The following is a 17,549-nucleotide window of genomic DNA, read 5'->3' as shown; positions in this document are numbered from 1 at the left end:
TCTGGGGACGGTGGATTGCCAACACCCTGGGCCCGCTGGCTTTACTCCTCTTTCCATCATGTTCAGAACCCTGCTCAAATCCAAAATCCACCGCGCCGCCGTGACCCACTGCGAGCTCAATTACGAGGGTTCCTGCGCCATCGACGAAGACCTGCTGGACGCTGCCAACCTGGGCGAAAATGAACAGGTACACATCTGGAACATCAACAACGGCGAGCGTTTCATCACCTACGCGATCCGTGCCGAACGCGGCAGCCGCATCATTTCGGTCAACGGCTCGGCAGCGCGCCGCGCGTGCGTGGGCGACCTGGTCATCATTGCCGCCTTTGCGCAGGTTGAAGAACAGGAAGTCGCCGGGTTCAGCCCCAAGCTGGTGTTCGTCAACCCGGACAACCGCATCAAGGAAGAACGCTCGACCATTGCGGTCCAGATGGCTTGATTCAGCCGCTTACCGTAGAGTTTTCGATGGACAACGCCTTGATGATCCAGCGCAGCCTGCGCCATGTGTGGCACCCGTGCACGCAAATGAAGCTGCACGAAACGCAGCCGCTGGTGCCGATTGCCCGGGCCGAAGGTGTCTGGCTGTATGACCTGGAAGGCCGGCGCTACCTGGACGGCATCAGTTCCTGGTGGGTCAACCTGTTTGGCCACAGCCATCCGCACATCAAGGCTGCCCTGGTAGACCAGCTGGACCGGCTCGACCATGTCATGCTGGCCGGTTTCACGCACACGCCGGTGGTCGAACTGTCAGAGCGGCTGGGCGCGCTGACCGGACTGGGCCATGCCTTTTACGGCAGCGACGGCGCCAGCGCCACCGAAATCGCCCTGAAGATGAGCGCGCATTACTGGCGCAACACCGGCCGGCCCGAAAAATGCAGGTTTATCGGCCTGGCGGGCGGCTACCACGGCGAAACCGTGGGCGCACTGGCGGTGACCGATATCGCGATATTCCGCGAAGCCTATGCGCCGCTGGTGCGGCTGGCCGCCACCGTGCCCAGCCCCGATGCGCGCGCCGCCCTGTCCGGCGAAACGCCTGCTGACGCAGCCCGGCGCGCGGCGGCAGGTCTGAAGGACTGGCTGGAACAGCACCATGCCCAGACCGCCGCGCTGATCCTGGAGCCGATGGTGCAGTGCGCCGCCGGCATGGCGATGTATGACGCGGCCTACCTGCGCGAAGCGCGCGCCCTGTGCGACCGCTACGAGGTGCACCTGATTGCCGACGAAATTGCCACCGGCTTTGGCCGCACCGGCACGATGTTCGCGCACCAGCAGGCCGGCATCCGGCCCGACTTCATCTGCCTGTCCAAAGGGCTGACCGGCGGCACGCTGCCCCTGTCGGCCGTGCTGACCACCGACACGGTGTACGACGCGTTTTACGACGACGACGTGGCCCGGGGGTTTCTGCATTCGCACTCCTACACCGGCAACCCGCTGGCCTGCCGCGCCGCGCTGGCGACGCTCGAATTGTTTGACCAGACCGACGTGCTGGCCAAAAACGCCGATCTGGCCTTGAAACTGGACCAGGCTTTCGCACCGCTGACGCACCATCCATCGGTCAGGAATGCACGCCGGCTGGGCATGATCTGGGCCTGGGACATTGACGAAGGCTTTGACGGCGCCCCCCCGCAGCCCGGGTTTGCCACCCGCTACGCACAGCAGGCCATGGCGCAAGGCGTGGTGTTGCGCCCCATAGGCAACACGATTTACGCCATGCCGCCTTATGTGCTGGATGCGCAAACCACGGCGCATCTGGCGAACGCCGCACTGGCCGCATTGCAGGCCACGCTGGCCGAAAAAGGCGATGCGCTTTGAAAACGCTGTCGCTGTTCGTCACTGGCACCGACACCGGCGTGGGCAAAACGCGGGTCAGCACTGCCCTGCTGCAAGCCTTGTCAGCCCACCATTCACGCGTCGTGGGCATGAAGCCGGTGGCGGCCGGCACCGAACTCATCAACGGCGTGATGAGCAATGAAGACGTGGTCGCCCTGCGTGCCGCGTCCACCTGCGCCGTGCCGCCCGAACTCGACAACCCGGTGCTGCTGCCAGACCCGGTGTCGCCGCACATCGCGGCTGCGCGCGCAGGCGTAAAAATTGATATCGCCCACCTGGTGGCCTGTCACCGCGCATTGGAGACGTTGGCCGACGCCGTGGTGGTCGAAGGCGCGGGCGGTTTTCTGGTGCCGCTGTCAGACCTTGAGACCGGCGCCGACCTGGCGCAGGCGCTGGCCTTGCCGGTGGTGCTGGTGGTCGGCCTGCGGCTGGGCTGCCTGAACCACGCGCTATTGACGCTGGAGGCCATCCAGGCGCGCGGCTTGACGCTGGCCGGCTGGGTCGCCAACCACGTCGATCCAGCCATGCTGGCGCAGCAGGACAACCTCGCTTTCCTGCGGCAAAAGATCCAGGCGCCGCTGCTGGCAACCATTCCTTACCAGCGCGTGCCCGACCCGGACGCGCTGAGATTCAACCTTCCCCTGGAATGGCAATGACCAATTCGTGGCTTGACGAATTTCCGGCCCGCGTGGCCGAACTGGACCAAAACCACCTGCGCCGCCAGCGCCGAGTGGTCACGCCTGAAAGCGGAGCCCGCCTGAAGGTGAACGGACAAAGCATGCTGGCTTTTTGCAGCAACGACTACCTCGGCCTGGCCACGCACCCAGCACTGGTGCAGGCGGCCTGCGACGCCGCCCAGGCTTATGGCGTGGGTTCCGGCGGCTCGCCGCTGGTCAGCGGCCACAGCGCGGCCAATGCGGCGCTGGAGCAGGAACTGGCCGCCTTCGTGGGCCTGGAGCGGGCGTTGTATTTTTATGCCGGTTATGCCACCAACACCGGCATCATTCCGGCGCTGGTCGCAAGCGGCGACGCAATTTTTTCGGATGCGCTGAACCATGCCTGCCTGATTGACGGCGCCCGTCTGTCGCGCGCGCAGATTCACCCCTATGCGCATGCCGACCTGGCCGCGCTGGCGCGTGAACTGGCGCAAAGCAGCGCCCGGCGCAAGCTGGTCATCAGCGATGCGGTGTTCAGCATGGATGGCGACAGTGCCGACATCACCGGCCTGCTGGCGCTGTGCGAACGCCACGACGCCCTGCTGCTGCTCGACGATGCCCACGGTTTCGGCGTGCTGGGCCCGCAAGGCCGGGGCAGCCTGGCCGCCGCCGGACTCATCGGGCCGAAGGCTTCGCGCCGCGTGCTCTACATGGCGACGCTGGGCAAGGCCGCCGGTGTGGCGGGCGCCTTCGTGGCAGGGCATGACGCGCTGGTTGAATGGCTGCTGCAAAAAACCCGCAGCTATATTTTTGCCACCGCTGCCCCGGCGCTTCTGGCCAGCGCCTTGCGCACCAGCCTCCAGCTGATTGAGCGCGAAGACTGGCGGCGCAGCCATCTGCAACAGCTGATCACGCGCCTGCGCAGCGGCTTGAGTGCCGGGCTGCAGGGCAGTGGCTGGAAGCTGTCCGACTCCCAAACCGCCATCCAGCCGCTGCTGATTGGCCGCAATGACGAGGCACTGGCGGTGATGGACGGCCTGCGCCTGCGCGGCATCTGGGTGCCAGCAATTCGCCCGCCCACCGTGCCCGAGGGAACGGCCCGTCTGCGCATTGCCCTGTCGGCAGCCCATACCGAAACCGATGTGGACCAGCTGCTTGAAGCCCTGACCACGCTGGCCAAACCGTTGCGCTGAAGCCGTCCCCGACCCGGACTCAGCCAAGTTCCAAAATCCATTTTTCACAAAAAAACAGACGCTTGACACTTTCGCAGCAAAAACCATCACTTTGCACCGCCACAGTGCAGCCGCAGCGCCAGCGCTGAAAACCGGCGCCGAACGCTGGCGTGTTGACGCCACCGGAGAACTGTTTAACCGGCTCTTCCCCGGTCAAGGCCTTTTTTTGAAACCATTTTTTTTACTGTCGTCCATGCCCAGAATCTCGCTTGAAACCGACCTCGACCGCGCTGCGGCAGGCTGCCGGGTCATGATGGCCGCCTTGCCCCGGCAAAAGAGCGCAAGCCCTCAGTGCGCTTGCCAGCGGCCTGCTGCGCTGTCAACATGACCACTGCTTTTGATCTTGACTGACCTGCACCATGCTTGACATTGCCGCCGCCTGCCTCGTCATCACCGCCCTGCTGTCCTGGCTGAACCAGCGCTTCGTCAAGCTGCCCACCACCATCGGCGTGATGGTGATTGCGCTGGTGCTCTCGCTGTCCATTGCCGGCCTGGACGCGCTGGACTGGGTGCGGGTGCTGCGGCGCTATGAGGAATCGCTGATCCGCTCAATCGACTTTTCAGAAGTGCTGATGCAGGGCATGCTGTCGCTGCTGCTGTTTGCCGGCGCAATGCATGTCGACCTGAGCCAGCTCAAGGCCCATCGCTGGCCGGTGGCCATCCTGGCGCTGGTCGGTACGCTGATCTCCACCGGGCTGGTGGGTGGCGGCGTGTGGCTGGCAATGCCCTGGCTCGGACTGCCGCTGAGCCTGACGCACTGCCTGCTGTTTGGTGCGCTGATCTCGCCCACCGACCCGATTGCCGTCATGGGCATCCTGAAGTCAGCCGGCGCACCCAAGAACCTGGAACTGGTGATTGCCGGCGAATCCCTGTTCAACGACGGCGTGGGCGTGGTCGTTTTTGCGCTGCTGCTGCAAATGCTGGTCAGCGGCAGCACGCCCACGGCAGGCGAAGCGGGCATGCTGCTGCTGCGCGAGGCAGGTGGCGGCATGGTCTTTGGACTGGTGCTGGGTTATGTGACCTACCGTTTGCTCAAGAGTGTGGACGATTACCAGGTCGAAGTGTTGCTGACGCTGGCGGCCGTCATGGGCGGCTACGCGCTGGCCAGCCACCTGCATGTCTCCGGCCCGCTGGCGATGGTCGCCGCCGGACTCGTTGTGGGCAACCAGGGCCGCGCCCTGGCCATGTCGGACACCACGCGCCGCTATGTCGACATGTTCTGGGAGTTGATTGACGGCATCCTGAACGCCGTGCTGTTTGTGCTGATCGGCATGGAAGTGCTGCTGTTCAGCCTGTCCACCTCGCTGCTGTTGGGCGGCGCGGTGGCTATCGTGGTGACGCTTGTGGCGCGGCTGCTGACGGCCGGACTGACGGCAGGCATGTTTGGAAAGCGTTTTGGCCTGCCGCGGGGTTCCTGGAAAGTGCTGACCTGGGGCGGCCTGCGCGGCGGCATTTCGGTGGCACTGGCGCTGTCGCTGCCCGCCGGGCCCGAACGCTACACCGTGCTGGCGCTAACATACTGCGTGGTCGTGTTCTCGATTCTGGTACAGGGTTTGAGCATTGCCCGTGTGGTGCGCAGCACCCTGCGCAGTGCACCTTGAGCCCTCATGACGATTGCCCCCGACACGGACGCCTGTTGCTGAATTACGCGCGGATGAAAGAATTTGCATCACCTGCAGGACGACACCGGCCAAAGCTGGCGGCGCATCGCCCTGTTGACCGCCCAGGCCGCAATCGAGGTGACTCGCTGCGGCCGCCTTGAGCAGCCTTGGCCAAACCATCTCACCCCCGGCACGGAATAAATCCCGCAACCCATTTTTTCAAGAAAGAAAACCATTCATGAACACCACCGCAGCACAAACCATCACCCTGCACCGCCCCAATCCGGCGGCAGCGCCCACCCCGAAAACCGGCCCCGAACGCTGGAGCGTTGACGCCATCGAGGCGCTGTTCAACCTGCCGTTCCCCGAGTTGATGCACCAGGCGCAAACCGTGCACCGCGCGCATTTCGACCCGACGCAGGTTGAATTTGCCACGCTGCTGTCGGTCAAGACCGGCGGCTGCGCCGAAGATTGCGGCTACTGCCCACAAGCCGCCCGTTACGACACCGGCGTCGAAGCCAGCAAGCTGATGGAGCCCGCTGAAGTGCTGGCCGCCGCCAAACTCGCGCAAGCCGCTGGCGCCACGCGCTTTTGCATGGGTGCCGCCTGGCGTTCGCCCAAAGAGCGCGACATTGAAAAAGTCGCCGAACTGATCCGCACTGTCAAGGCACTGGGGCTGGAAACCTGCGCCACGCTGGGCATGCTCGAAGACGGCCAGGCGCAAACATTGCAAGACGCGGGGCTCGACTACTACAACCACAACCTGGACAGTGCGCCCGATTTCTATGGCGACATCATCACCACGCGCAACTACCAGGACCGGCTCGACACGCTCGCCCGCGTGCGCAGCGCCGGCGTTAAGGTCTGCTGCGGCGGCATTGTCGGCATGGGCGAAACCCGCCGCCAGCGTGCCGGCCTGGTGGCCGAACTGGCCAACCTCACGCCTTACCCGGAATCGGTGCCCATCAACAACCTGGTGAAAATCGAAGGCACGCCGCTGGCCGATCAGGCCGACCTGGATCCGTTCGAATTTGTGCGCACCATTGCCGTCGCGCGCATCACCATGCCCACCGCACGGGTGCGCCTGTCGGCTGGCCGCCAGCAAATGGGTGACGCGGTGCAGGCGCTGTGTTTCCTGGCCGGCGCCAACTCGATTTTTTACGGCGACAAGCTGCTGGTCACCGGCAACCCCGACACCGACGCCGATGTCACGCTGCTTGAGCGGCTGGGCATGCGCCGTTCGGCGCCGCAAGCGGCTTGAGCTGATCTACCCGGGGGCCTTCTGGCACGGCCAGAGGCCCGAGTTCACCAGCCGCCAGCGGATTAAACTTCCGCTCATTCAGGAGAGCGCCCATGACCCCCGCCAATGCAGCCACGGCAACGTCCACAGTCCCCGCAGCCACGCCTTACGGCACGCTGCCACCGGCGTCCAGCCCTTCGGCGCGCAAGCCCATGAGCCTGCCGCGCCTGCGCGAAATGCACGCCCACGGCGACAAGATCACCATGCTCACCGCTTACGACGCCACCTTTGCCGCCGTGGCGGACGCCGCCGGCGTCGAATGCATCCTGGTCGGCGACTCGCTCGGCATGGTGTGCCAGGGGTTGTCGAGCACCGTCGGCGTGACGCTGGAAACCATGCGCCACCACACCGAATGCGTGGCCAACGGCCTGCGCCGCGCGCAAGGCGTGGCCTGGCTGATTGGCGACCTGCCCTTTGGCAGCTACCACGAATCAAAAGAGCAGGCGCTGCGCAGCGCGGTGGTGCTCATGCAGGCCGGCGCGCACATGGTCAAGTTGGAGGGCGGCGGCTGGACCACGGAAACGGTGCGTTTTCTGGTCGAACGCGGCATACCGGTCTGCGCCCACCTGGGCCTGACGCCGCAAACCGTGCATGCGCTGGGCGGCTACCGCGTCCAGGGCAAGACCGAGGAATCAGCCACGCAGCTGCGCCGCGAAGCCGGCGCGTTGCAGGACGCGGGCGCGTCGATGCTGGTGCTGGAAATGGTGCCGGCGGCGCTGTCACTGGAGGTCACGCAACTGTTGACGCACTGCCCGACCATCGGCATTGGCGCGGGCAACGGCACGTCGGGCCAGGTGCTGGTGCTGCACGACATGCTGGGCATGAACCTGGGCAAGATGGCCAAGTTCGTGCGCAACTTCATGGACGGCGACAGCAACAAAAGCGCCAGCGTGCGCGGCGCCATGGAAGCCTATGTGCAGGCCGTGAAAGACGGCAGCTTTCCGGACAATGCCGTTCACGCCTGGTAGCCGCCCGGTTTTTTACGCGCCTCCAGCCTGCTAAATTCAGACCCGCCACCCCAGGCCTTTTCCAGGGAATAAAAAAATGCACATCGTCCACACCATCGCGGATTTGCGCGCGCAACTCAGCAACTTCAGACGCCCTGCCTTTGTGCCCACCATGGGCAACTTGCATGCCGGCCATATCGCGCTGGTCAAAGAAGCCAGGCCGCTGGGCGATGTCACCGTGTCCAGCATTTTTGTCAACCGCCTGCAGTTCGCGCCGCATGAAGACTTTGACAGCTACCCGCGCACGCTTGATGCGGACGCCCAGCGGCTTGAAGCAGCGGGCTGCGACGTGCTGTTTGCCCCGCGTGAAAAAGACCTGTACCCCGAACCGCAAACTTTCAAGGTGCATCCGGCCACCGATTTGAGCGACATGCTGGAAGGCCATTTCAGGCCCGGCTTTTTCATTGGCGTGAGCACCGTGGTGATGAAGCTGTTTTCCTGTGTTTTTGCCGGCATGCCGGGCGGCGTCGCGGCCTTTGGCAAGAAGGACTACCAGCAGGTCATGGTGGTGCGCCGAATGGTCCAGCAGTTTGCCCTGCCCATCGAGATTCTGGCCGGCGAAACGCAGCGTGCCGACGACGGGCTGGCCCTGTCGTCGCGCAACAGCTACCTCACGCCCGAGCAGCGGCAAGAAGCGGTGCATCTTTCGCAAGCCTTGCGCGTATTGGGCGAAGCTGCGCGAGCGGCGCCCGGCGTGCCCGACCTGGCCGCACTGGAGGCCCAGGCCCTGCAGGCGCTGGCGCGGCGCGGCTGGAAGCCCGACTACCTCACGGTACGCCGCCGCGCCGACCTGATGCTCCCGCAAGGCCCGCTGGGCAATGTGCCGCTGGTCGTGCTGGGCGCGGCCAAGCTGGGCAACACCCGGCTGATCGACAACCTGGAAATTTGAACCGAAACATAGCCGGACCTGCAGCAGCACGGAAATGTACTCACTCCTTTTTGTATAGCAGCTTGTAAAAGCTGGCCGTGCGCAAGAGATCTTTTTTAAAAAATTTTTTCCGGTACGGGCATGGCACATCTGCGCCGTCCATCGGTGCCTGCGCACTGCCATCTGAGCGTGATGTATAAACCGGTCAAAGGCAATCCTGCCGCTTACAAGGAGCTTCACCATGGCCATTGCACACGCCGCCCCCGGACAACTGGTTGACGTTCAGCCGCTGGGCAACCAGTTGTCTGAATCACGCAATGTCGCGCTGTTCAAGACCGATGAGCTGGAAGTCATTCGCCTGGTCATGCCGGCGGGAAAAACCATGCCGTCACACTGGGTCAAGGGCGAAGTCACGATTCACTGCCTGGAAGGAGAGATCGGCCTGACGGCGGGCGGACAAACCCGGCAGATGAAGGCCGGCCAGCTGGTCTGGCTCCAAGGCGGTGTGGACCATGCGCTGACGGCGGTGCTCGACTCGTCGCTGCTGCTGACCATCGTGCTTCGAAAATAATAATAAAAAACGCCTTCCCCGCAACAAGGACGGGCGCTTTCAGCTATCAATCCAATAGCAAATCAAGTTCAGTTGTCGGCTCGCGCTCCATCAGCAGCGCAACCGCCTCGGCTGCTTGGAGCCGGCCATCGAGCAAATCCACCACGCTTTGCGCAATCGGCATTTCCACACCCAGGCTGGCAGCGCGCTGCACCACAGTGCGGGCGCAGTAAACGCCTTCGGCCACATGGCCTAGCGACGTCAACACTTCACCCAGGGATTTGCCCTGCGCCAGCAAAAGGCCCACCTTGCGGTTGCGGCTCAAGTCGCCGGTGGCCGTCAGGACCAGGTCGCCCAGACCCGACAAACCGGTAAAGGTCTCGGGACGCGCACCGAGCGCCACGCCCAGGCGCATCATTTCAGCAAGTCCACGGGTAATGAGGGCGGCTCTGGCGTTAAAGCCCAGTTGCAGGCCATCGCACAGCCCGGCTGCAATCGCCATGACGTTCTTGACGGCCCCGCCAACCTCGACACCGATCAGGTCGTCGCTGGCATACACCCGCAGGCTGGGGCTGTGAAAGGCGGCCACCAGCGCATCACGCACTTCGGCGTGTTCACTGGCAGCAACCAGCGCCGTTGGCTGCTCACGTGCCACCTCCAGCGCGAAACTCGGGCCGCTGAGCACGCCCGCTCTCAAATCAGGCGCCACCTGTGCGCGGACCTCATGCACCATCAGGCCAAAAGGCGTTGAAGGAGACGCTGGCGCCGACGCCGACGCCGACGCCGACGCCGCAGATTCTGTCAAAACCGGCGCTTCAAGGCCCTTGCTGAGCCAAGCCACCGGCACTTGCGCATGCCTGAGTTGCAGCAGCATGCTGCGCGCGGCTGCCACTGGCCCGGCCAGGATGATCAGGTCTTGCCCTTTGACCACCTCGGCCAGCGACATGCCATTGCCGCCTTGCAAGCGCAGGCTGGACGGCAGGGCAATGTCGGGAAGGTAATGGGTATTGATCCGCTCGGCCTGCAAGGCCTGGAGCTGAACCGGATTGCGCGCCCACAGAGTGACTTCATGCCTGAGCACTCCGGCATCGGCAGCACCTGCAGCGTTGACGGCCAGCGCCGTGCCCCACGCACCTGCGCCCAATACGACAATTTTCATGCCGGCCGGGGCGCGTGGCCCAGGTTCACACGCTGCGCCATCAGACGATGATTTGTGGAGCTTCAGCCGAGGCCATCACGGCTTCGGCCTGCTGCTGCTCGTACATCGCCTGGAAATTGATTTCCGCCAGGTGCACCGGCGGGAAGCCGCCGCGCTGGATGATGTCCGCCACGTTGCCGCGCAGGTAGGGGTAGACGATTTGCGGGCAGGCAATGCCCATCAATGCACCCATCTGTTCGTTGGGCACATTGCGAATTTCAAAAATGCCGGCCTGCTTGGCTTCGACCATAAACACGGTCTTGTCCTCGATCTTGGTGTGCACGGTGGCCGTCACGGTGATTTCAAACAGGCCGTCAGCCACTGGCTTGGCATCGACACCGAGCTGGATCTCGACAGCAGGTTGCTCTTGGTTGAGCAGGATTTCTGGCGAATTTGGCTGCTCCAGCGACATGTCCTTGAGGTAAACGCGCTGGATCTGGAATACGGGGTCAAGATTTTCTTCGGCCATTGAGATCTTTCGTGAGGGTGTTTAAAAAACGTTGGGATGCGCAAGCCCCTGCGCTGTTCGCGCGGGACAGGGCTTGGGCAAAGGCCATTCGAGGTGGATTATCTCAGGGACTTGGCCCTGTTAAAAACGCCAGCCGGGGTTTCAGGCGGCGTCTGCCAGCAGCGACTCCAAGCCGCCACGGTCGTCCAAAGCCATCAAATCGTCGCAGCCACCGACATGCGTGGAACCAATGAAAATTTGCGGCACGGTGCGCCGGCCTGTGATCTGCATCATTTGCTGGCGTTCGCCCGGCACCAGGTCAACCCGGATTTCATCGAGCACGGCGACGCCGCGCTCCTTGAGCAATTGTTTGGCCTGGATGCAGTACGGGCAGGAGCCGGTGGTGTAAATCTTGACGGTTTGCATGGTTTTCCTGTGGTGCGGCGTCGCGGCAGGCGCGGCGTCCGATGGGTGTGATCAATGCCAGCGCCGAGCGACGACAGCGCTCAAGCAGGCAAGAAAAAGACGCTTTATCAGGCTTTCTCTAAGGGTAGGTTAGCGTCTTTCCAGGCTTTGAGCCCGCCGCCCAAAGATTGGGCTTGGTCGTAACCGAGCTTTTTGGCGGTGGCCACGGCCCGGCTGGAGCGTGCACCAGTCGCGCAAACAAGGATCAAGGGCAAGGCCTTGTTCTTGACGACCGAGGGCAACTTGGCTTCCAGGTCGGCCAGGGGGATGTTCTTGGCGCCGGTCACATGGCCGGCGGCAAATTCGGCAGGCTCACAAATGTCCACCACCACGGCCTTTTCACGGTTGATGAGCTGCACTGCCCCGCTGGCGTTGAGTGCGCCAGCATTCATGCTGCCCGCAATCAGTGGCCAGACCAGCATGCCGCCCGAGGCAATGGCTATCGAAATCAGCATCCAGTTATCAATCAGAAATTTCACGTAAACCCTTTGTATGTTTTTCACTTGAAGGCTGATTTTAGAATGGGGGCACAAGTTCGCCCCAAAGCCGGCTTTTAAATTTCACCTTTGTGCTTTTCATTTCTTCCAAAACATCACTGCCATGTACAAACTCGTGCTCATCCGCCACGGCGAATCAACCTGGAACCTGGACAACCGATTCACCGGCTGGACCGATGTCGACCTGACCGAAACCGGCATCGCCCAAGCCAAGAATGCCGGCCAACTGCTAAAGGCCGAAGGTTACGACTTCGACATCGCCTACACCAGCGTGCTCAAGCGCGCCACGCGCACGCTTTGGCATGTGCTGGATGAAATGGACCAGACCTGGCTGCCCGTGGTGCACAGCTGGCGTTTGAACGAGCGGCATTACGGCGACTTGCAGGGCTTGAACAAGTCCGAAACGGCCAAGAAGTTTGGTGACGAGCAGGTGCTGGTCTGGCGCCGCAGCTACGACACGCCACCGCCGCCGCTGGCAGCCAGCGACGCCCGCAGCGAGCACGGCGACCGGCGTTACGCCAAGCTGCTGCCAGGCCAGGTGCCACTGACTGAATGCCTCAAGGACACGGTCGAACGCGTGCTTCCTTTCTGGAACGAAGCCATGGCGCCTGCCATCAATGCAGGCAAGCGCCTGGTGGTGGCCGCACACGGCAACTCGATTCGTGCACTGGTGAAATACCTCGACAACATTTCCGACAGTGAGATCGTGGGCCTGAATATTCCCAACGGCATACCGCTGGTTTATGAGCTGGACGAGAACCTCAAGCCACTGCGCAGCTACTATTTGGGCGACAGCGAAGCAGTCGCCAAAGCTGCAGCGGCCGTTGCCGCGCAAGGCAAGGCCGCCTCAGTCTAGAACGCCGCTGGACAAGCCGAACAATGGACGGGGGGTTGGGCAGGAAACCATGGTTCCCAAATGCCCCTTGCCAGACCCATGACGCCTGTTGTCTGCAATGATGCGGCATTGCACCTCGTAAAAGGCGCGTCTTTCCGTACATTTGGTTGTTATTGTCCTGCCGCTTATGGAACTGCAGCTAGACATATGTATCCAAGGTGTATATTGCTTCTCACAAAAAAGGAGCGTGGACTCCTTCAACAGGCTTAGGAAAATCTAATGGGTCAGAAGCTAAAAATTGCCGGATGGATTTCAATCGGTGTGGTGGCAGGCGCCCTCACCACAGTGCAGCTGCAGGCGGTTGCGCGAGCGGGCATGGCGCCCTTGCCACTCGAAGAACTGCAGCAACTCGCGGCTGTCTTTGGCATGGTCAAGACTGACTATGTCGAGCCCGTGGATGAAAAGAAACTGATCACCGATGCCATCTCGGGCATGGTCGCCAGCCTTGATCCGCATTCGGTGTATTTCGACAAGAAATCCTACAAGGAATTTCGCGAAGGCACGTCAGGGCGTTTCGTTGGCGTTGGCATCGAAATCACCCAGGAGGATGGACTGGTCAAGGTGGTGTCACCGATTGAAGGCTCCCCTGCCGACCGCGCCGGACTCAAACCGAATGACCTGATTACCCGCATTGATGACACCGCCGTCAAGGGACTGAGCCTGAACGATGCCGTGAAAAAAATGCGGGGCGAGCCGCAAACCAAGGTCATGCTGACGATTTTTCGCAAAGACGAAAGTCGCACGTTCCCGGTCAGTATCACGCGTGAAGAAATTCGCACACAGTCGGTTCGCAGCAAGGTGGTTGAGCCAGGCTATGCCTGGATTCGCCTGAGCCAGTTCCAGGACCGGACAGTGGACGACTTTGTTACCAAAATTGAACAGATTTACAAAGAGGAGCCCAAGTTGAAGGGCATGGTGCTCGACCTGCGCAATGACCCGGGCGGTCTTCTGGACGCGGCCGTGGCCATATCGGCAGCATTTTTGCCTGACAACGTGACCGTGGTTACCACCAACGGCCAGCTGGCCGAAAGCAAGTCGGTCTACAAGGCCTCGCCAGAGTTCTACCAGCGGCGTAGCGGAGTCGATCCGCTCAAACGCCTGCCCGCGGCCCTCAAGACCGTGCCGCTCGTGGTGCTGGTGAATGAGGGTTCCGCCTCGGCCAGCGAAATTGTGGCGGGTGCCCTTCAGGACTACAAGCGTGCCACCATCATGGGCACCCAGACCTTTGGCAAGGGCTCGGTGCAGACGGTACGGCCTCTGGGCCCTGACACCGGCATCAAGCTGACCACGGCACGCTATTACACGCCCAGCGGCAAATCAATCCAGGCGCGCGGCATCGTGCCAGACGTGCTGATCGATGAAACGGCAGAAGGCAGTCCTTTTGCAGCACTGCGCACCCGTGAAGCCGACCTGGAAAAACACCTCAACAGTGGCCAGGGTGCAGAAGTCAAGGACCCGGGCCGTGAAAAAGCCCGTGAGGAAGCGCTCAAACGCCTTGAGGAAGAAGCCAAGAAAACGCCTGAGCAGCGTCGCCTCCCCGAACTGGGCAGCGACAAGGACTTCCCGTTGGCCCAGGCCATCAACCAGCTTAAGGGACGTCCAGTGCTCGTCAGCAAGACAGCGGTCGTCGAACCTAAAAACGAGAAAAAAGACAACTAGGCAACCGGTTCGTCCAGTCCAGGCAAAGCCCGTCCCTTTCCGGACGGGCTTTGCTTTTCCGCTCCCGAACGTCATGCCATCCAGCGGCTTTTTTTGAAATTTCCAGCATCATGAATGACGATCAGCTGCTCCGCTACTCGCGCCATATTTTGCTCGACGAGATAGACATCGAAGGGCAACAAAAACTTCTCGACGCGCACGTGCTGGTCATTGGCGCGGGGGGATTGGGCTCGCCGGTCGCGCTTTATCTTGGCAGCGCTGGTGTCGGCCGTATCACGATGGTTGACGATGACCGTGTCGATGTCACCAACCTTCAACGTCAGATTGCCCACACGGTGTCGCGAATCGGCGAGTTCAAAGCGTTGTCGGTGGTGCAGGCCGTCGCTGCCGTGAACCCGGATGTCAAAGTCGTCCCGGTGATGCAAAGAGCGGACGACGCCCTGCTAGACCACTTGGTCCCTCAAGCAGATTTGGTACTTGATTGCACCGACAACTTCAAAACCCGACACACTATTAATCGTGCCTGCGTCAGGCACCACAAGCCGCTGGTTTCAGGCGCGGCCATCCGGTTCGACGGTCAAATCTCGGTCTATGACGCCAGGTTTCCTGACTCTCCATGCTATGCATGCATTTTTCCTGAATCAGACCTGCCCGAAGAAATCAGTTGCGCCACCATGGGCGTGTTTGCACCGCTCGTCGGTATCGTGGGCGCGATGCAAGCCGCCGAGGCCTTGAAGTTGCTGTGTGGCATCGGGCAGGCGTTGACGGGCCGGCTTTTAATGCTTGATGGCAAAAGCATGGAGTGGCACCAGATGATGCTGGGGCGCAATGAAGAATGCGCAGTCTGCGGAAATGCAGACAAAAGAATTTGACGGGTTAGTGCGCGTCAGCATTCACTGACAAACTAATTTTTACATCAAATAAGCCGTTACCGCTTTCTGGACATGCGCTACAAGCTATCAATTAAATAGCAATTTTCTATGGGTGCAATTGACTTTCAAACGGTGTGACCATTTAATGAAAACCGCTTGTCAGGCTGCACCCTATCCTTACTTTTTGCCACTTGCTGCTGCGGGCTGCGCAGCTTTGGACAGAACCGCGGCACAGTCGGCGTCTTCTCCCGGTCCGGTTTCCACCGTCGCCGCCAGCGCCAGCAAAGGGTTGATGGCCGCCAGAACCAGCGCAATGCCAACCCTTCCTGCAAGTGCAGAGGCTTCTGGTCCTGCTGTCGTTTTGGCAAATGTACCGCCGATCCGCAGCGGCGAACGCAGGCTCAGAATACTCACATCCTTGGGTTGTGGTTTGAACAAAAGATCAAGCGTTTCGTTAGCCAAACTGATTTTGCCCTGCCCCGTAATGAGGGTGTCGCTGGTGTCGAGCACGATGGCGCGGCTGGTCATCAAACCCTGTTTCACATCAAAAGCCGCTGCCGCACAGCGCAACTGCACGGTTTCGTCGCCACGCACCAAAAACTTGATCACTTCACCACCGTCGAGGCCCATAAACTCCAGCAAGATATTGCTGATCTCGCCCTTTCCCATAAGAATTGCCACGTCACCTGATGCAGACCCCAGCATTTGCGCCACTGAATTGCCTCGGCCAGTCAAGTTGAATTGCCCGCTGAACTTGCCAAAACCTGTCTTGGTGTTTTCCACGGTAGGAAAAAGCTGGTTCAGTTGCAAAGCCCGCACATCCAGCCGGGTAGTGATGGCCGCTGGCGCAACGGTCGAGTCGATTTGAATGGTGCCTGCCACTGACCCTCCGGCAACGCCAAGCGAAACGGGATCCAGTTGCAGAACTCCGGCATTCAGCTTGACGTGAACAGAGCCTTTATCAAGCGGCAATTCCTTGACATGCCGGATATCGGCGGCAGAGTAGGTGACGTCCGCATTCATGGCATTAAGTTTGGTCGCATCCAGTGGGGTACGAGGCAATACTTTGCCTGAGGCGACTCCGGCTGGCTCGGGTTTTTTGTTTGCAGCAGACAGCGCTGCTTTGCTGACTGTTGAAGTGCTGGCGGACTTTGCTTTTGCGGTTGAAAGATCAGAAGGCATCATGCCGATGACCGGCGCCAGATCTGCAAAATCCATGATTTTTGATTGCACCTTGCCTGTCAGCTTTGGCACCGCTGAAGACTGGTCAAAACTCAAGGCACCACTCAGGTCAGATTTCCCCAGCAGCCCCTCAATCTGGCTAACCGCCCATATCTTCTCTTTCTTGTCCAGCTTTCCACTCAATTTGTAGGGTGGCGTGGCAGGCAGGACGACACCAAGCAGACCGAAAAGATCATCAAGATTTTCACCTTGAAGGTTAAAAGTTGCATCGATGCCCGCCAAGGTTGACAGATCATCAAGCGAGCCCTTGGCTTGAAGACGAGTTTTTCCGGCAACAACGTTGACTTCTACAGGAAAGGGAGCCCTGTAATCCTTGCTAAACTGCAAAGCACCACCCGTGCGTCCATTGGCAGCGAATACACCATTGTTCCATCGTCCCGTTGCCTTGAAGCTCAGAGGCAAGTCGTTACCGGATTCAGAAGCCAACGAAAATCGGATATTAAGATCAGCGCCTTGAGCTTTCGCAAGGTAACTGACACTGCCCTGATCCACAATAAAGGAGCCAATTTGCGGTGCAGTCCCTTTCTCCGATGTGTCGTGCGAAAAGGCCCACGTTCTTTGGCCATCGGGCTGACTCTGCAAGCCAATCCGGGGTTGCGTCAGCCTGATGTTTGGCAACACAACTTTTCCCCTCAGGAGGGGCAGCAGTTTGATGTCAAATTCTGCAGCATCTGCCTTGAGAAGGTAAGGGTCATTGGCCCATTCTGGATTTGCAATTTCGATCCCTTCTGCGCTCACCCTGGTCGTAAAACCCAGATTTACCGACAGATGGCGGGTAATCTCAAAACGCCTGCCAAGCTGATCCGAAACATAACGGTTGACGGGTCCGCGGAGAAGATCCCACGGAAACAGGGATAGCACCAGCACCCCAATGATCAAAAAGATGACTATGCCAGCCATCCAGTAACGAAGGTGTAGAGATTTGATAAAGTGGTTTTTCATGCGTTGGCAACGGATGCAGTCATCTTTCAGATTCAACCAGCAATGACCGAAAATTCAAAAGATCGGTCACACAACTGAGGCGAAGATACCCGAAATACAACGCGACTATCGTTGCGCTGCATAGTTTTTCGAAGTCGGCGAATGCAATGAAAAACTGTGGGTATGAGCCTACACAATCATCACGCTCAAGCGTCGAAAATACCTTACAGGTACAAACAAAAGCGACTGGCACAATCGTGCGTAAAATCAAAGATACATTAGGAAACAAGACGCGTCGGCATTACCGG

General features: G+C 60.6%; 17 protein-coding genes. 12 read left to right on the top strand and 5 right to left on the bottom strand.

The window, feature by feature from the left end; translation table 11 throughout:
• Nucleotides 1-58: 58 nt before the first annotated feature.
• The 9 genes from panD to H4V98_RS06575 all read left to right on the top strand — a co-directional run bounded on the left by panD (nucleotide 59) and on the right by H4V98_RS06575 (nucleotide 9,065).
• Nucleotides 59-439 carry an aspartate 1-decarboxylase gene (gene panD / locus H4V98_RS06615; protein ID WP_196861499.1) on the top strand — a complete coding sequence of 127 codons (381 nt, stop codon included), beginning with the start codon at nucleotides 59-61 and terminating at the stop codon, nucleotides 437-439.
• Between the two features lie 26 nt (nucleotides 440-465).
• The gene (gene bioA, locus H4V98_RS06610; RefSeq protein WP_231374367.1) at nucleotides 466-1,812 is read left to right on the top strand and encodes an adenosylmethionine--8-amino-7-oxononanoate transaminase; all 1,347 of its coding nucleotides are present in this window, start codon (nucleotides 466-468) and stop codon (nucleotides 1,810-1,812) included.
• Nucleotides 1,809-2,486, top strand: coding sequence for a dethiobiotin synthase (bioD, locus tag H4V98_RS06605; RefSeq protein ID WP_280757355.1), 678 nt, complete (start codon nucleotides 1,809-1,811; stop codon nucleotides 2,484-2,486). Before bioA ends, bioD begins: the two co-directional genes overlap by 4 nt.
• Complete coding sequence (gene bioF, locus H4V98_RS06600; protein WP_196861498.1) at nucleotides 2,483-3,679, top strand: 8-amino-7-oxononanoate synthase; 1,197 nt, start codon at nucleotides 2,483-2,485, stop codon at nucleotides 3,677-3,679. The genes bioD and bioF overlap by 4 nt, the downstream gene beginning before the upstream one ends.
• 398 nt (nucleotides 3,680-4,077) lie before the next feature.
• Entirely contained in the window at nucleotides 4,078-5,319 is a 1,242-nt protein-coding gene (locus tag H4V98_RS06595) for a sodium:proton antiporter (protein ID WP_196861497.1), read from the top strand.
• 238 nt (nucleotides 5,320-5,557) lie between these two features.
• Entirely contained in the window at nucleotides 5,558-6,580 is a 1,023-nt protein-coding gene (gene bioB / locus H4V98_RS06590) for a biotin synthase BioB (protein WP_231374271.1), read from the top strand.
• A gap of 92 nt (nucleotides 6,581-6,672) precedes the next feature.
• Nucleotides 6,673-7,587, top strand: coding sequence for a 3-methyl-2-oxobutanoate hydroxymethyltransferase (gene panB, locus H4V98_RS06585; protein WP_196861496.1), 915 nt, complete (start codon nucleotides 6,673-6,675; stop codon nucleotides 7,585-7,587).
• Between the two features lie 76 nt (nucleotides 7,588-7,663).
• Nucleotides 7,664-8,515, top strand: coding sequence for a pantoate--beta-alanine ligase (gene panC, locus H4V98_RS06580; protein ID WP_196861495.1), 852 nt, complete (start codon nucleotides 7,664-7,666; stop codon nucleotides 8,513-8,515).
• 220 nt (nucleotides 8,516-8,735) lie between these two features.
• Nucleotides 8,736-9,065 carry a cupin domain-containing protein gene (locus H4V98_RS06575; protein ID WP_196861494.1) on the top strand — a complete coding sequence of 110 codons (330 nt, stop codon included), beginning with the start codon at nucleotides 8,736-8,738 and terminating at the stop codon, nucleotides 9,063-9,065.
• 46 nt (nucleotides 9,066-9,111) lie between these two features.
• Here H4V98_RS06575 and H4V98_RS06570 read toward each other — a convergent pair whose 3' ends face one another.
• The 4 genes from H4V98_RS06570 to H4V98_RS06555 all read right to left on the bottom strand — a co-directional run bounded on the left by H4V98_RS06570 (nucleotide 9,112) and on the right by H4V98_RS06555 (nucleotide 11,634).
• Nucleotides 9,112-10,203, bottom strand: coding sequence for an NAD(P)H-dependent glycerol-3-phosphate dehydrogenase (locus H4V98_RS06570; RefSeq protein WP_280757354.1), 1,092 nt, complete (start codon nucleotides 10,201-10,203; stop codon nucleotides 9,112-9,114).
• Between the two features lie 40 nt (nucleotides 10,204-10,243).
• On the bottom strand, nucleotides 10,244-10,711 hold the full coding sequence (gene secB / locus H4V98_RS06565) for a protein-export chaperone SecB (RefSeq protein ID WP_196861492.1): 468 nt from the start codon (nucleotides 10,709-10,711) through the stop codon (nucleotides 10,244-10,246).
• A 141-nt stretch (nucleotides 10,712-10,852) separates the two neighbouring features.
• Nucleotides 10,853-11,116 (bottom strand): glutaredoxin 3, encoded by a 264-nt coding sequence (grxC, locus tag H4V98_RS06560; RefSeq protein WP_196861491.1) that lies wholly within the window; start codon nucleotides 11,114-11,116, stop codon nucleotides 10,853-10,855.
• Nucleotides 11,117-11,223: 107 nt separating this feature from the next.
• Nucleotides 11,224-11,634, bottom strand: coding sequence for a rhodanese-like domain-containing protein (locus tag H4V98_RS06555; protein WP_196861490.1), 411 nt, complete (start codon nucleotides 11,632-11,634; stop codon nucleotides 11,224-11,226).
• A 121-nt stretch (nucleotides 11,635-11,755) separates the two neighbouring features.
• Here H4V98_RS06555 and gpmA point away from each other — a divergent pair, with 121 nt between their 5' ends.
• The 3 genes from gpmA to H4V98_RS06540 all read left to right on the top strand — a co-directional run bounded on the left by gpmA (nucleotide 11,756) and on the right by H4V98_RS06540 (nucleotide 15,078).
• On the top strand, nucleotides 11,756-12,508 hold the full coding sequence (gene gpmA / locus H4V98_RS06550; RefSeq protein ID WP_280757353.1) for a 2,3-diphosphoglycerate-dependent phosphoglycerate mutase: 753 nt from the start codon (nucleotides 11,756-11,758) through the stop codon (nucleotides 12,506-12,508).
• 258 nt (nucleotides 12,509-12,766) lie between these two features.
• A complete protein-coding gene (locus H4V98_RS06545; protein ID WP_196861488.1) occupies nucleotides 12,767-14,206 on the top strand; it encodes a S41 family peptidase in 1,440 nt (479 codons plus the stop codon).
• 110 nt (nucleotides 14,207-14,316) lie between these two features.
• Entirely contained in the window at nucleotides 14,317-15,078 is a 762-nt protein-coding gene (locus H4V98_RS06540; RefSeq protein WP_280757352.1) for a HesA/MoeB/ThiF family protein, read from the top strand.
• Nucleotides 15,079-15,255: 177 nt separating this feature from the next.
• Here the strand turns inward: H4V98_RS06540 and H4V98_RS06535 are convergent, their stop codons facing one another.
• Nucleotides 15,256-17,262: an AsmA family protein gene (locus H4V98_RS06535; RefSeq protein WP_196861486.1), complete on the bottom strand. Its 2,007-nt coding sequence runs from the start codon at nucleotides 17,260-17,262 to the stop codon at nucleotides 15,256-15,258.
• Nucleotides 17,263-17,549 lie beyond the last annotated feature (287 nt).

It is taken from the genome of Polaromonas sp. CG_23.6 (assembly GCF_029892315.1).
Taxonomy (GTDB): Bacteria; Pseudomonadota; Gammaproteobacteria; order Burkholderiales; family Burkholderiaceae_C; genus Polaromonas.
This window is presented reverse-complemented; position numbering and strand designations above follow the sequence as displayed.